At 62.2% G+C, this 13,439-nt stretch carries 11 protein-coding genes; 8 read left to right on the top strand and 3 right to left on the bottom strand.

All coding sequences use genetic code 11. From position 1 onward, the window contains the following. The first annotated feature begins 50 nt into the window (after positions 1 to 50). The 8 genes from SHEL_RS11205 (at position 51) to SHEL_RS11170 (ending at position 8,417) form a co-directional block, all read left to right on the top strand. The gene (locus SHEL_RS11205) at positions 51 to 830 is read left to right on the top strand and encodes a transglutaminase family protein (protein WP_012799395.1); all 780 of its coding nucleotides are present in this window, start codon (positions 51 to 53) and stop codon (positions 828 to 830) included. Further along, on the top strand, positions 827 to 1,789 hold the full coding sequence (locus tag SHEL_RS11200; RefSeq protein WP_012799394.1) for a M14 family metallopeptidase: 963 nt from the start codon (positions 827 to 829) through the stop codon (positions 1,787 to 1,789). Before SHEL_RS11205 ends, SHEL_RS11200 begins: the two co-directional genes overlap by 4 nt. Position 1,790: 1 nt before the next feature. Then, positions 1,791 to 2,828, top strand: coding sequence for a M14 family metallopeptidase (locus SHEL_RS11195; RefSeq protein WP_012799393.1), 1,038 nt, complete (start codon positions 1,791 to 1,793; stop codon positions 2,826 to 2,828). Between the two features lie 225 nt (positions 2,829 to 3,053). Beyond that, positions 3,054 to 3,902, top strand: coding sequence for a hypothetical protein (locus SHEL_RS11190; protein WP_012799391.1), 849 nt, complete (start codon positions 3,054 to 3,056; stop codon positions 3,900 to 3,902). A gap of 44 nt (positions 3,903 to 3,946) precedes the next feature. Beyond that, positions 3,947 to 4,666: a TorD/DmsD family molecular chaperone gene (locus SHEL_RS11185; RefSeq protein ID WP_012799390.1), complete on the top strand. Its 720-nt coding sequence runs from the start codon at positions 3,947 to 3,949 to the stop codon at positions 4,664 to 4,666. 12 nt (positions 4,667 to 4,678) lie between these two features. Continuing rightward, on the top strand, positions 4,679 to 5,338 hold the full coding sequence (locus SHEL_RS11180; RefSeq protein ID WP_012799389.1) for a 4Fe-4S dicluster domain-containing protein: 660 nt from the start codon (positions 4,679 to 4,681) through the stop codon (positions 5,336 to 5,338). A 12-nt stretch (positions 5,339 to 5,350) separates the two neighbouring features. Further along, positions 5,351 to 6,292 (top strand): 4Fe-4S binding protein, encoded by a 942-nt coding sequence (locus SHEL_RS11175; RefSeq protein ID WP_012799388.1) that lies wholly within the window; start codon positions 5,351 to 5,353, stop codon positions 6,290 to 6,292. Between the two features lie 169 nt (positions 6,293 to 6,461). Continuing rightward, the gene (locus tag SHEL_RS11170; RefSeq protein WP_012799387.1) at positions 6,462 to 8,417 is read left to right on the top strand and encodes a hypothetical protein; all 1,956 of its coding nucleotides are present in this window, start codon (positions 6,462 to 6,464) and stop codon (positions 8,415 to 8,417) included. Positions 8,418 to 8,585: 168 nt separating this feature from the next. Here SHEL_RS11170 and SHEL_RS11165 read toward each other — a convergent pair whose 3' ends face one another. From SHEL_RS11165 to SHEL_RS11155, 3 genes are read right to left on the bottom strand one after another with little or no spacing between them, the layout of a single operon-like run. Further along, positions 8,586 to 9,455, bottom strand: a complete 870-nt coding sequence (locus SHEL_RS11165; protein ID WP_012799386.1) for a dimethyl sulfoxide reductase anchor subunit family protein — start codon at positions 9,453 to 9,455, stop codon at positions 8,586 to 8,588. After that, on the bottom strand, positions 9,455 to 10,135 hold the full coding sequence (locus tag SHEL_RS11160) for a 4Fe-4S dicluster domain-containing protein (RefSeq protein WP_012799385.1): 681 nt from the start codon (positions 10,133 to 10,135) through the stop codon (positions 9,455 to 9,457). The genes SHEL_RS11165 and SHEL_RS11160 overlap by 1 nt, the downstream gene beginning before the upstream one ends. 3 nt (positions 10,136 to 10,138) lie before the next feature. Further along, entirely contained in the window at positions 10,139 to 13,300 is a 3,162-nt protein-coding gene (locus tag SHEL_RS11155) for a molybdopterin-containing oxidoreductase family protein (protein WP_012799384.1), read from the bottom strand. Positions 13,301 to 13,439: the final 139 nt, after the last annotated feature.

Below are 13,439 nucleotides of genomic sequence, written 5' to 3'. Positions count from 1 at the left end.
CGGGCATGGGAGGTCCTACCTCCCATGCCTGTTTTGAGAGAAAGAGTGTTTTGAAAGAACTCGAATACACGTTTTCGACGACGATTGATTTCAGCATCCCCGTGCATGACCACTACTTCGTGCTGCGCTGCATGCCTTCTCCGTCGCACACCCTGCGCGTCCTGAAATCCGATTTGGCCATCGAGCCGGACATGCGCTACGCGCGCCAGACCGACAGCTTCGGCAACCGTCTGGCAGTGGGCTGCGAGCTGGAAGAACACACGCACATCGGATACTACAGCTCCGGTGTCGTGCAGGTCGATCTGGACCGCGTCCGACTTGAGCAGCCGCATCCCATGTTCAAATACCCTACGGAGCTGACCAGGCCCGATAATGCCATTGTGGCGTTCGCCGAAAGCCTGGGCGACGCGACCGTCCAGGTGGACCTGTGCCTGCGGGCCATGACCGCCGTGCATGAGGCCATGGCATACGAGCCCGGCACGACCACCGTGTCCACCACGGCCGCCGAGGCCTTCGCCGCGAAACAGGGTGTCTGCCAGGATTTCAGCCACATCCTTATCGCCATGCTGCGCTATAGAGGCGTTCTCGCCCGATACGTCAGTGGCCTGGCGCTGGGGGAGGGGCAGACGCATGCCTGGGTGGAGGCGAACATCGACGGCTTTTGGCGCGGCTTCGACCCCACCCGCAACCAGCAGGTGGACGACACGTACATCCCGCTGGCCCGCGGCCGCGAATGGGCCGATTGCCCCATCGAGCGCGGGTCGTTCATCGGCCTGGCCGACCAGTCCCAAACCGTGTTCATGACCGTGAAGGAGCACGCAGAGCAATGATCCATATCGTTTCCAGCCGCCAGATGGCGGTTGGCGAAGACCTGCAGGTAATTAAGAACCGCTTGATTCCCCAGGACGTATCCGCTGATGACGTCTCGAATCTGCCGCGCATCGCGGTGGTGACGGGCATTCACGGCGACGAGCTGGAAGGCCAGTTCACCTGCTTCGAGGTGGCCCGCCGTGTGAACGAGCATCCGGAGTTCCTGACGGGGGTCGTGGACATCTATCCTGCCCTGAATCCGCTGGGGGTCGGGGCCATTTCCCGCGGCATCCCCCAGTTCGATCTGGACATGAACCGCGTGTTCCCGGGCAAGAACAGCGCGTCACCCTTCGAGTCGATGGCAGCCGACATCGTGGCCGACATCGCCGGCGCTACCATCAGCCTGGACATCCACGCCAGCAACATATACCTGCGGGAGCTGCCGCAGATTCGCATCAACGAGATCTCCGGCGACGACCTCATGCCTTGGGCGTTGGAAAGCAACGTGGACTACGTGTGGGTTCACGGCAACGCAACGGTGCTCAAGGGCACGCTGGCCTACAGCCTGAACGCCATCGGTACGCCGTGTCTCGTGGTTGAAATGGGCGTCGGCATGCGTTTGACCAGGGAATACGGCGAACAGCTGGCCGACGGCATCTTCAACCTGATGCGCAAGGCCGGCATCTGGTCGGGCCCTGTAGAGCAGGTGCACCGGCCCATCGTGAGCACCGACGGCGAGGTCGGGTTCGTCAACGCCGACGTTGCGGGCGTGTTCATGCCCGCCGTGCAGCACAACTGGAACGTGAAACGCGGCCAGGTGGTCGGCCATATCCTGGACGCGGCGCAAGGCACGATTCTTCAAGAACTGACCAGCCCCTCAGACGGCCTGCTCTTCACGCTGCGGGAATACCCCATCGTCTATCCAGGATCGCTCATCGCGCGCATCCTCGGCGGGGTCGCGGATGGGAAGGAAGCCTAACATGTTGGAAGAATCCCTGTTCAGCCTTGCAATGCCATACCGCCAGGACATGGAGGTCAGGTCGTTTTCCTTCGGGGTGACGCCTGACGGCCGCGTGCTGGGAGGCGAAGGTGACGCCGCCGCCCGGCCCGAAGAGTTCGAGAACGCCATCTGCTTTGTGGCCGGAATTCGCGGCAACGAGGTCCAGCAGACCTATATATGTGCGCGTCTCGTGCACAAGCTGCGCCGCCTGGAGGCGGAGGGTTCCATCGTGCCTGGCCAGCGCATCATGGTGGTGCCCTGCGTGAACCCGGCATCCATGAACAACCGCAAACGCTTCTGGGTGGGCGACAACACCGACGTGAACCGCATGATGCCCGGCTACAACCTGGGCGAAACCACCCAGCGCATCGCCGCGGCTCTGTTTGAACGCGTTCAGGGCTTCCGCTACGGCGTCCATTTCTCCAGTTACTATCTCGAGGGCGACTTCATGGAACACGTTCGCGTTATGAACGGCCCCGGCATCCAGACCGACAACGGTGCGGATTTCGGGCTGGCCTATGTGCTGAACCACGTGCCTGGTTCCTTCGACACCACGACGCTGCATTACAACTGGCGCCTGTGGGACACGGAGGCCTACACCCTCTATACCAAAGAAACCGACCTGGTGGACGAGAACTCCGCGGCCACTATTGTCCGCGCCTGCCTGCGGTTTTTGGATGCCCGCGGCATCATCGACCGTCCCTGCCATGGCGGGATGCGCTCCACGACTTTCGCCGAGCGCGGCCTGGTGCCCGTGCAGGTCAACTGCGGCGGCGTGTTCAAGCGGGTTGCCGAGCTTGGTGACATCGTTCGTTCCGGACACGTTCTGGCCCAAGTCATTGACCCGCTGCGCGGCGACGTGCTTGAAGAGGTCAAGGCACCCCACGGCGGCGTGGTCTTCTTCGCGTGCCGCGCGCCTCTGGTCAACGAGCAGACGCTGGCGTTCCAAATCGTGCCCCGCTCGATCAGTGGCGACCTGCTCGGCGAGCGTGGCAACTTCCTTGATCCCGAGGCTTAGCGCGCTTGCCGGATGCGGCTTGCGGCTGGGGGCAAAACGGTTTTTCCTGCTGAAATGGGCATCCGATGCTTGCGCGACGGCTGCGTCAGGGCTATTATTCTTTCTTGGGGAAACGCCTGATGCGTCAGGCAATCATTTGCAAAACACAAGCGGACCACATGGGGCTGGTTCACGGTTTTCGCATGTCGGAAACCGTTGGCAACTGATTGCTGAAGCGAGGCCTGTATGACCCAAGATGATTTTTTCGATCTCACTCCCGTTGAGGATTTCGACAGCTACGACCCCTTGGCCGACACCGAAGACGAGGAATTCGACCTCGAAGCGCCTGCGGAAAGCGGCATGTTCCTTGTCGAACCCGGCGAGTTTCCCACTGTTGACGAGCTGGCCAGCCAGGCTGAGGCCCTCCAACAGGCTCCTGCCGCGCAGCGCATCGCGACGCTGTTCGACCACATGGAGCGCTCCCGCAAGATCCTGTTGGGCATCCTGGAGATGTGCGACGGCCAGGTGCAGCCAAACGAGCTGGTCATCAGCCGTATCGAAAAGCTTAAAGCCAACAACAAAAGCGTCTATACGCCGGACAACATGTGCATGATGCTGGTGCGTGCCGGGGCGTTGCGCCGCGTCACGCAGGACGGCACCGACTATGAAGACATCGAGGACACGTTGGAGCCCAAGCGCGTCGTCATCGACGGCGTCGAGTATCTGGAGCCGGTCCAAGCGCCGCAGATCTGCTGGTTGACCACGCCGGAAGGTTCGCAAGTGGTCGCCGCCGACCAGCCGCGCGCCCGCCTGCGCGAGCTCCTGGAGAACGAACCCCAGTACCGTCACGTGTTCCGTACCGTGCTCGAAATGTGCGCGCCCGACGGCGGCACCACCCAGAAGGCCTTGTCCGCGGCTTTGGACAATGACCCAGCGCTCATGCACCCGCGTATGTACGCCATGCGCTTCGCGGAGCGCCTTGCCCAAAACGACGCGCTGGAATGGCGCGACAACGCATGGAGAATCACAGACATCGGCAGCGAGGGGTTGGATATCATCGCCGAGCTCGATGCGGCCGAACAGGCCGATGACTAGGCTTTATGCGGCCTATGACCGAACGACCATCTGAAGGGGGAACCATGGCAGACGAACTTGAGACCACGGCGGCGGAGGAAGAGGCCGCATACCTTGCCGACCTGGCGAAGCTGAACCACCAACGTGCCGCGACCTACGGGCTGCTGGCGCGTATGTACCGCGTGGAAATCGACAGGGAGCAGCTCGAGGCAATGCGTGGGATGCGCTTCCCGGCGGCCACGGGCAACGAGGACTCCGACAAAGGGTTCTTGATGCTGGCCCGCTACCTGAGCCGTGCATGGGACAACACCATCACCGAGCTTGCCGTCGATTACGTGCGCGTGTTCATCGGCAGCACCAACCAGCTTGACGGGGCGGCGTTCCCCTTCGAGAGTGTCTACACGTCGGAAAAGCGCCTGATGATGCAGGATGCCCGCGACGAGGTGCTGGCGATTTACCGCGCCTACGGCCTGTCAAAGGACGAGAGCTGGCGCGAAGGGGAGGACCACATCGCGCTGGAGCTGGAGTTCATGAAGGTGCTGAGCGAACGCATCGCCGCAGCGTTGGAATCGGGCAACGAGGATACGGCATACGATTTGATGGTTGCCCAGCTGAATTTCCTCCAGGACCATCTGCTCTCTTGGGCGCCCTTGCTTACCGTGGATATGCGACGCTTCGCGAAAACCGATTTCTACCTGGCGCTTTCCTACCTTACCGATGGTTTTTTGGAAACCGACAAAGAGTACTTGCTGGACATGCTGACCGAAGTTGAAGAAGACGAATAGGGGCGATAGCCAATGTCTGACGAGCCCAACAAGAACACGCAGCAGGAAGAAAAGGAACGGACTTATGCCGGCATGTCGAGGCGCACGCTGCTCATCGGCGCGGGCGGCGCGGCGGTGGCCTTGGGCTTGGGCACGTTGAAGCCCCTTGCTGCCAACGCCGTGGTGCGCCCTCCGGGAGGACAGGACGAAGACCTCATGCTGGGGGCGTGCATCCGTTGCGAGAAGTGCATCGAAGCATGTCCGCGCCGCGTTATTGCGCCGACCCACGTGGAGGACGGATTCATCAATCTCCGCACGCCTACAATGGATTACGCGCTCGACTACTGCGACTGGTGCACCGAGGAAAACGACGGTGTGCCGCTGTGCGTGGCCGCCTGTCCGACCCAGGCGTTGAAACTGCCTGCGGACGCAACCCCCGAAAACACCATTCTAGGCATCGCCGAAATCAACAAGGACTGGTGTTTGGCCTACCGCTTCAAGGGGTGCCGGTTCTGCTACGACGCCTGCCCCTACGAGGCGATGGAGATGGATGAGAACAACATCCCGCATGTAATCGAAGACAAATGCAACGGCTGCGGCCTGTGCTACACGGTGTGCGTGTCCATGCAGGACGCTTCCGTGGTCGCAGGCATGACCGACCGCGCCATCGTCGTCAAGCCGATCGAACGGTAAAGGAGGGTCGCGATGAAATCCAATAAGATCCGCATGGCTGCGCCCATCGTCATCTTCGTCGTCATTGCCGTCGCCTACGCGGCGTACGCCCCGGTGGGCACGCTCTCCGCATTCGGCTGGTCCGACATCGCGCTGCTGTGCCCGCTCGGCTCGCTGGCGACGCTGCTCGCCACCAAAACCCTGATTCCCCGTGTGGTTATCGCGTTCGTCATCGCCGTCGTGCTCATCGTCCTGCTCGGCCGTGCGTTCTGCGGCTGGATCTGCCCGGTTCCTGTGGTGTCGGAGCTGCGCAACGCGTTTTCGCGCAAGCAGGACCTGGAAAGCGCCGAGCGCGCCGAGCGTTCCAAGCGAGAGCTTGACAGGGACGTGGCTCCGCTGACCGATGCGGAAATCGCCGGCCTGAAGGCCTGCAGCCGCGGATGCGGTTCGCTGGCCGGCAAAGGCCAGGTCGATTCCCGGCATCTGGTGCTGGGCGGTGCGCTGCTGTCCACGGCCGTCTTCGGATTCCCGGTATTCTGCCTGGTATGTCCCATCGGCCTGACCTTCGCCACGGTGTTTCTGCTCATGGGCCTGTTCGGCCATGGCGACGTCACCTGGTCTGTGGTGCTGGTTCCTGCATTGCTGCTGGTCGAAGTCGTGTTCTTCCGTAAGTGGTGCAGCCATATCTGCCCCGTGTCCGCCTTGATGAGCCTTATCGGCAAGGCGAACCGGACTTTCGTTCCTACCGTCGACGCATCATCCTGCGTCGAAAACGTCAAGGGAACCTCTTGCGGAGTGTGCCGCAAGGTGTGCGACCAGGGCATCGACCCGCGGCACCCTGAGCGCGGCGCCAACTTCAGCGAGTGCACCAAATGCCGCAAGTGCGTCGAGGCCTGCCCGGGCAGCGCCATCGCGATGCCGTTCCTGCCGAAGTCCAGCAGCGAACCTGTCGTGGTCGCCAAGGCTGAAGAATAAGTCTTTCTCCCCGACCTCGGGCGTATCCTTCCGCGTCCGAGGTCTCAGAAAGAAAGCGACTCATGCATGGGGCCTCGTTTCGGGGTGAGTCGCTTTCTTTCTGGGTTATCCTGTGCCCATTCGATGCCGGCAGGCATGAGAAGCAGGGCCGATTATCGAAAGGACCGATATGGTTTTGGAATTTCCCCGCGTACCCGCCGTCAAGCTTTTCGAAGGCGGATGCAAGACGGGTAAGACGCAGAAGCTCGCCTTAGAGGTGGCGGCCCTGCTGGATCAGGGCGTTTCCGCAGAAGACATCCTGGTCGTCGTGGCGCAGCCTGAAGCCGTGGAGCCCACCCGGCGTCTGCTGGCCTTCTCCAGCCAAGGCGCTTCGCAGTTCGTCGGCGTGCGCACCGCCCGCGAACTGGCCATGTCCGTGCTTGCGACGCCTGGGGCCTGCGCTGCCACCGGCCGAAAACCTCGGCAGCTTGCGCGGTATGAGGAAAGCTTCCTCATGGAGGATATGAAGGTGAGCGGACTGCGTCCCAAGCGCATCGCCGAGCTGACGGGTTTCTTCTACCGCAGCTGGACCGAGCTGGCCGATTTCGAAGAGGGCTGGCTTATATACAAAGAGGAGGAAGAGAACCACGCGCAGCTCAAACGCCTGCTGGGCCTGTATGGCGCCTACATCGAGCCGGAGATTTCCAACATGGCGTTCCGATTCCTGTCCGAATGTCCTGCCGAGTTGGCGAAAGCGCAGTTCAAGTACGTGTTCGCGGATGACTACCAGATGCTGAGCCGTGCGTCGCAGTATCTGGTCTGCGCGCTTGCCGGCGAGAAGCTTTTCGCGGCCGGCAATCCGCTGGCCTGCGTTCAGGTGTTCGACAGCTTCCCCTATGCCAAAGGCATCGACGAGCTGAAGGCCCAGGTGCCTCAGGCAGACGTGGTCATGCTGTCAGAAAGCCACCTGCCGACCGACACGGCAGCGGCGGTCGGCAGCCTTTCGGAGCTTGCCGCCGAGCATCCCGATTTCGAGGGGATGGAGATTCCCGTCACGATGGCGAACGGTACGCAGGTCGATGGCGGTTTCGAGATCATCGAAACCGCAACACCCGCCGAAGAGTGCGAGCGCGTGATCGAGTGGGTGCAGGCGAGGCTCAGCGAAGGGCTCAGTCCCGAGGATGTCGCTGTGGTGGTTCCTAACAAGACCTGGGAGCTCAACGTTCTGGTGAGGCTGCTCGACCGGGGCGTCGCCGCGAGCAGCGTAGGTACCAGGGGCAACATCGGCGGTGACGTGCGCTTCGAAAAATCCTGTCTGCCGGCGCAGACGGCCTGCCTGCTGACGCTGGCCGCGGACCCGGGCGACGAACCGTCGCTTCGTGCGTGGTGCGGATTCGGGGACGAGCTGACCTGCCGCTCGGCGTTCACGGAGGTGTATACTTGCATGGAATCCGTCGGCCTTTCCATGGACGAGGCGCTGGCGGTTCTTTCCCGCAGCCTGCAGGGCGGCGACCTTCCCGAGGGCGTTGCACCTGTGGTGTACGGAAACGAGATGCGCAAGGCTGCTGATAGGTACGAGTTGCTTCAGGAGCATCTTGAGCATCTGCGGCCGCTTGAGGGTTATATGCTGAAGTCGGCGGCGACAAAGCTGGTTTGCGGTCCCGCTGCGAGCGTGGGCTCGACTATCGACGACCTGTTCAGCGAGGATATGTTCGACGAATCTGCGGCCGCCATGCTGAAAAACGCACACGCCAACATGTTCTATCCGGCTACACACCCCATACCCTACGTCAAGGTGGTGACCCGCGAACGCGTCATCGGCATGAACCCGAAGGCCGTGGTGTTTATGGGAATGGTGAACGGGCTGTCCCCCAAACATGCGTATTTCGACCGCACGAAAACCAGTCCTGAGCAGGCCCGAAAGATGCTTGCCGGCGACGCGCGCATATACATGGCCGCCCTTTCCAAGGGCATGCAGCGTGCGGCCATGACGTACTTCACCACGGCGCGCGGGACCGACGCCGAGCGGCAAGGCTTGCGCGTTGAGCGCTTCTACGCCCAAGACGGCGAGAGGCATGCCCGTCTTTCCAAGAGCCTGGTGCTGAACTGCATCAAAGGGGAGGATATTCCCGAGGTGTACTTCTAACAACCGCATATCGGCCGGCGGGCAGCCGCCGGCAAGGCATTCGCAGGGCATAAAGAAAGCCCCGTCGGAATGCGGCTCGTCATTTGCATGGGGCTGGGGAACACGAGCCGCACTCAGGCGGGGCTTTCGTATGGGGACCGGGAAAACCCGGTCCCCATCAGGTTGTTCTTAGTAGAACATGAACATGGACACGCCGGCGTAGTAGAACACCACACGCAGGCAGATAGCACCGATCACGGCGCACACCACTGCGATGGGTCCCCACATCTTCCAATTGCCGGACTTCTTACCCATGAAGGCGGCGACGATCGGGCAGATGGCTCCGATGATGATGACGCCCAGAATCATGGGCAGGGCACTGGCCCCGCTGAAGGCGCTGAGCTCGGGGCTCAGCAGCTCCATGGTGGGATGGGTCAGGTCGAAGTAGTAGCCCACGTCGGTCAGGGCGCTGTTGGCAGCCCCGACACTCAGGCCGGCGGCGACGGACGCCACGGCGTTGATGACGGCGCCGATGAGCGCGGGCATCGCTAGGTCGGAAGCATCTTCGCCCTTGATGGCGGCGATGGTTGCCACGGTCGCGGGACCCAGCACGCAGGAGGCGCCGAGCAGCGAGACAATCCACAGGATGTTGTTCCATGCGGGACGGGCTTCCATCATGTAGGAGTGGCCCATCACGACGACCAAGACGACGCTCACGACGATGGACGCGATGGCCAGCCAGGACGGGACCTTGCCCTCGTTACGCCTGATCATAGCCAGGTAGATGACGGCGATGACCGCCAGGACCACAATGGCGATGAGCTCTTGGGTAATGCCGGAGGACAGGTGTCCGAAGCCGTTGAAGATGCGCTCCCAATGCTGCAGGTGGAAGAACACGGCGATGCCGCCAACCGCCAGCAGGACCACAGAAGCGATCCATGCGGGCATTTGGATGCTCTCACCTTTGCCCTTGAGGGCCAGGTAAGCCTGGGTGGCGAAGGTGCCGGCGCACCAGGCTAACAGCGTGGTGAAGAGAATGAGAGGCCATTGAAGTTCCATTATTCAGCTCCCTTCCATTCACGTCCGCGCAGCACATACACGAAGCTCGGCTCGTTGCCCGCATCGGGCAGACGGTGAACGTCCGTGTCCTGGTTGTATTCTTCGGCGAGCTCGCCGAAGGTGATGCGGTTGCCGGTATACAGCTGGTCATAACTGAAGTCGTTATTGTCGCGATCGGCGATGTAGGCGATGTCCGGGGCCTCGAAGGATTCGATGCCGTTGTCCAGATCGCCGAAGAAGCGGGCACGGCCGCCGCACTGCACGACGCACTGGGGCAGACCGCCCTGGGCGATGAGCTGCTCGCACATCGTGCACTTCTCGACGACGCGCTCCTCCTCGTTGAGGTAACGGACGCCGTAGGGGCAGGCCATAACGCAGAACTGGCAGCCGATGCACTTCGACTTGTCGATCTGGACGGTGCCGTCTTCCATCTTCTGGGAAGCCTTGGTGGGGCAGACGGCGACGCACTTGGGGTCGGCGCAATGCTGGCACTGCACGCACAGGTAGTACATGTCGACATCGTTCGGCGTCTGATAGTCCTCACGCTTGTAAGGGCCGATGCGCAGAATCTTGTTCCAATAGTTTCCGATGGGCACGTCGTTGATCGCCTTGCAAGCAACCATGCAGGACATGCAGCCGACGCAGCGGTTGAGGTCGGTCAGGATGGAGTATTGGGCCATGATTTACGCCTCCTTCCGGATGTCGTAATCAGGCAGCCATTCCTTCAGGCGAGGATCGCTGCTGTCGTAGATGATCTGGGTGCCGTCTTCGTTGGCGCACGGAATCGGGTTGCCGTTGGGGCTGTTCTCGGCCGTGGCCTTGTAGATCTTGCAGCGGACGCCGCGCATGTGCGAGCTTGCGATGAACTTGTCGCGGGCCTCGGGATCCCACAGGCATTCGGCGTTGACCAGGTCGAAACCATGGGTCGGAGCCGGCAGCTCGGGATACCACCAGCCGTGCTCGGCGTTGGCCCAGCCAGGGGCGATACCTTCGTAGATGTCTACGACCTCGCGGATGGCGGAGCAGTACTTCTTGCCCATCTCGGTGTGGGGCTCCACTTCGATCCAGGCCCAGTCGCCCTGCTGCAGACCCAGCTTCTCGGCGTCCACGGGGTTGAGCTCCAGACGCGGGGCCGGCCACAGTTCGCGGCACCAGGGGAGCTGGCGATGCTCGGAGTGGAAGTACACCGGGATGCGGCGGCCGGTGGTGAGGATGATCGGGTACTCCTCAGCGGAGGTCTCGGTCTCCCATTCGCCGCCGGGGGCGGAGACGCAGGGTTCGTAGTTCGGCATGATTTCCTTCATGACGTCGAACTTGCCGGGCTCGAACTCGTTGGCCTTGTCGAGGCAGTAGTATTCGAACATCATCGGCCAGATTTCGACCAGGCCCGAAGGGGTCGGGCAGCCGAAGTTGGCGTCGGTGGGCTGGCCGTTCTCGTCGGCGCTCCAGGGAGCGGCGGTGCAGGCGTCCTTGCCCATGCGCATCCAGCCGGTCTCGAAACGACGGTAGGTGCCCCAACGGTTGGGCTCCAGGACCTTGGCGTTGAACCAGCCATGCTCCTGGAAGTCGTCCACGTAGTCCTGCATGTGCTGCCACTTGCAGCCGGGGTAACGGGCGTCGAAGCCGTCCACCTCGTTGTGGGCGCGGAACCACTCTTCCAGACGCTCGTCGCTTTCGTAGGCGCCGGGGCCGTCGGCAGCGATGTTGGTCCAGATACCGTTGATGTTGCCCTGCTTCTCGAAGGATTCGTACAGCAGGCGGTTGACGTCGTAGTCGAACTTGGCGTCGGCCGGCGGGTCGACCGCACGGCAGGTCATGCCGATGCCGCCGGAAGCGCCCTGCGACACGCGGATGTTGTTGATCTCGAGCCAGTGGGCGACGGGCAGAACGATGTCGGCCATCTCGGTGGAGGGATGGTGGAACATGTTCAGGTCAACCCAGAAGTCCAGCTTGGACAGGGCGTCCCAGGCCATGTTGGCGTTGCACTGGTTCATGAACGAACCGGCCTCGTTGATGCCGACGCGGATCGGATAGGGATCGCCGGTGAGGATGGCCTCGAAGATGCTGGCGGGGTCGGCCCATTCGTTGTACAGCGCGAGCAGCGGGAACTTGTCGGCACCGACCATGTTGGAATAGGTCTCGTAGGTGTCGGGGATGTTCATCATGTCAATCTGCTCGTCGGGGTAGTACGGAATCGGTACGCCCAGACCCTTGAGCTGCTTCTTGACGTTCTGCGGCATGTTGGAGCCGGGAGCGGCGGTGGATTGCTCGTCGACAGGGGTGCGGGACAGGCCGCGGTTGCCGGCGGGGCCGTCGAAGTTGCCCGTGGTGTAGGACAGGTTCAGGATGGCGCGCACGGTCTGCGTGCAGTTGCCTTCCTGGTCAGGCGACAGGTTCAGATGGATGCCGCCGTTGCCGTAGGACTGGCCTTCGGGGCGGGTCGCCCAGGCGAGGCAGGACTCTTCGATCAGCTTCGGATCGAGCTTGGTGATCTCGGAGCACCATTCGACGGTGCAATCCTTGACGGAGTCGGCGAAGTACGCCCAAACCGGACGGGCCATGTGCTTGGTGCCGTCGGCCAGCGTGACCTCGTGGGCCTCGTACAGGTCGAAGTCGATGCCGGCTTCTTCCAGCTCGTGGTAGGACAGCGGAGGCAGGTAGCCTTCCTGGGAGGTTCCTTCGTAGATGACTTCCATCTGGTCGCGGGTGGGCGCCGTGTGATGGCAGCCTTCCCACTGCGTGGCGTCGGTGTCCCAATAGGTCAGGCCGCCCTTGCCGTCGTTGGCCTTCTTGTTCCAAGCCATGAACTTACGGCAGCTGCCGCCTTCGACCAGGTCGCTCTCCTTGAGCAGGCGGGTCTTCAGCTTCTCGCCGAGCAGGTCCGCAGGGGCCACGGTGAGCGCCGTGGACAGCGTGAAGTAACGGCCGCCCGTGGGCTCCATGTCTTCGACTACCAGGATGGGGGCGTTGGTCCAGCGCTTCACGAATTCCCAGTCGACCAGGTCATGCTCGAGGATGATGTGCTGCCAGCACAGCGCCAGGGCGCCGTCGGTGGCGGGCTCCAGGTTCAGCCAGTAGTCGGCTTCCTTGCCAGAACCGGACAGGCGCGGGTCGATGCAGATGTGCACGTCGGCCTCGGTCATCTTGTCGACGATGTTACGGCAGGAGTCGTCGTAGTTGGAGTTCTCGGGAGCGGTGCCCCACTGGACGTAGACGCGCGGGCCGTCGCGCAGGGCGAACCAAGGCGCGCCGTCGATGGAGGTGAGCCAGCCCATCAGACGACGGGGGCCCTTGCAGATCGAGGATGCTACGTGGGCGTTGGGGCTATCGAACAGCCACTTGTAGAATGCGTAGGGGCCGTACACCCACTGACGGGACGTGCCGCACATGCCGAAGCAGGTCTGCCCGCCGTACTGGTTGATGGCCTCGTTGAACTTCTCGCCGATGGTATCCATCGCCTCTTCCCACGAGATGCGGACCCAGCCGGGATCTTCGCCCTTGGGGTTCGTGCGCTTCATGGGATGGTACATGCGAGCGGGGTGGTAGCATGCCTGAATGGATGCCTGGCCCTTGGAGCAATGGTTGCCGGACGACTGGAACGAAGACTGGTCGCCTTCGGTCTTGATGACGCGTCCGTTCTGGACGGTGACCCAAACGCCGCATTCCATCTTGCCGCAACCACGGCAGCAAGAACGGATACGCTTGATTTCGCCGGCGGATTCGTCTGCAGCGGCGTCGTCGGCAAGGACGGCGGCGGGGACGACCGATTCCGCAACGGCAGCTGCGGCGATGGTCATTGCAGACAGCTTCGCGAACGAGCGGCGCGTCATGGTCAATTTACCCATTGATTCCTCCTCCTTCTCTTACTGAAATCCCCTGGGAAAGAACGAGGATACGCGTGAGCATGCCAGCCGTTAGCCCCCTCGGCATGTCATGGGTCGGCGTGTTTCGAACTGTCCCCCTCTTGATTGCGGGCTGAAGGCA

Origin of the sequence: Slackia heliotrinireducens DSM 20476, from assembly GCF_000023885.1 — a bacterium.
GTDB classification, from domain to species: domain Bacteria; phylum Actinomycetota; class Coriobacteriia; order Coriobacteriales; family Eggerthellaceae; genus Slackia; species Slackia heliotrinireducens.
Note: the sequence above shows the minus strand (reverse complement) of the source record. Positions and strands in the feature narration are given on the sequence as shown.

What these genes read in the sequence shown, in the direction of transcription:
- SHEL_RS11175 (WP_012799388.1), top strand. Translation starts at nt 5,351, where the DNA reads ATGAAATCCAATAAGATCCGCATGGCTGCGCCCATCGTCATCTTCGTC.
- SHEL_RS11170 (WP_012799387.1), top strand. Translation starts at nt 6,462, where the DNA reads ATGGTTTTGGAATTTCCCCGCGTACCCGCCGTCAAGCTTTTCGAAGGC.
- SHEL_RS11165 (WP_012799386.1), bottom strand. Translation starts at nt 9,455, where the DNA reads ATGGAACTTCAATGGCCTCTCATTCTCTTCACCACGCTGTTAGCCTGG.
- SHEL_RS11180 (WP_012799389.1), top strand. Translation starts at nt 4,679, where the DNA reads ATGTCTGACGAGCCCAACAAGAACACGCAGCAGGAAGAAAAGGAACGG.
- SHEL_RS11160 (WP_012799385.1), bottom strand. Translation starts at nt 10,135, where the DNA reads ATGGCCCAATACTCCATCCTGACCGACCTCAACCGCTGCGTCGGCTGC.
- SHEL_RS11190 (WP_012799391.1), top strand. Translation starts at nt 3,054, where the DNA reads ATGACCCAAGATGATTTTTTCGATCTCACTCCCGTTGAGGATTTCGAC.
- SHEL_RS11195 (WP_012799393.1), top strand. Translation starts at nt 1,791, where the DNA reads ATGTTGGAAGAATCCCTGTTCAGCCTTGCAATGCCATACCGCCAGGAC.
- SHEL_RS11200 (WP_012799394.1), top strand. Translation starts at nt 827, where the DNA reads ATGATCCATATCGTTTCCAGCCGCCAGATGGCGGTTGGCGAAGACCTG.
- SHEL_RS11185 (WP_012799390.1), top strand. Translation starts at nt 3,947, where the DNA reads ATGGCAGACGAACTTGAGACCACGGCGGCGGAGGAAGAGGCCGCATAC.
- SHEL_RS11155 (WP_012799384.1), bottom strand. Translation starts at nt 13,300, where the DNA reads ATGGGTAAATTGACCATGACGCGCCGCTCGTTCGCGAAGCTGTCTGCA.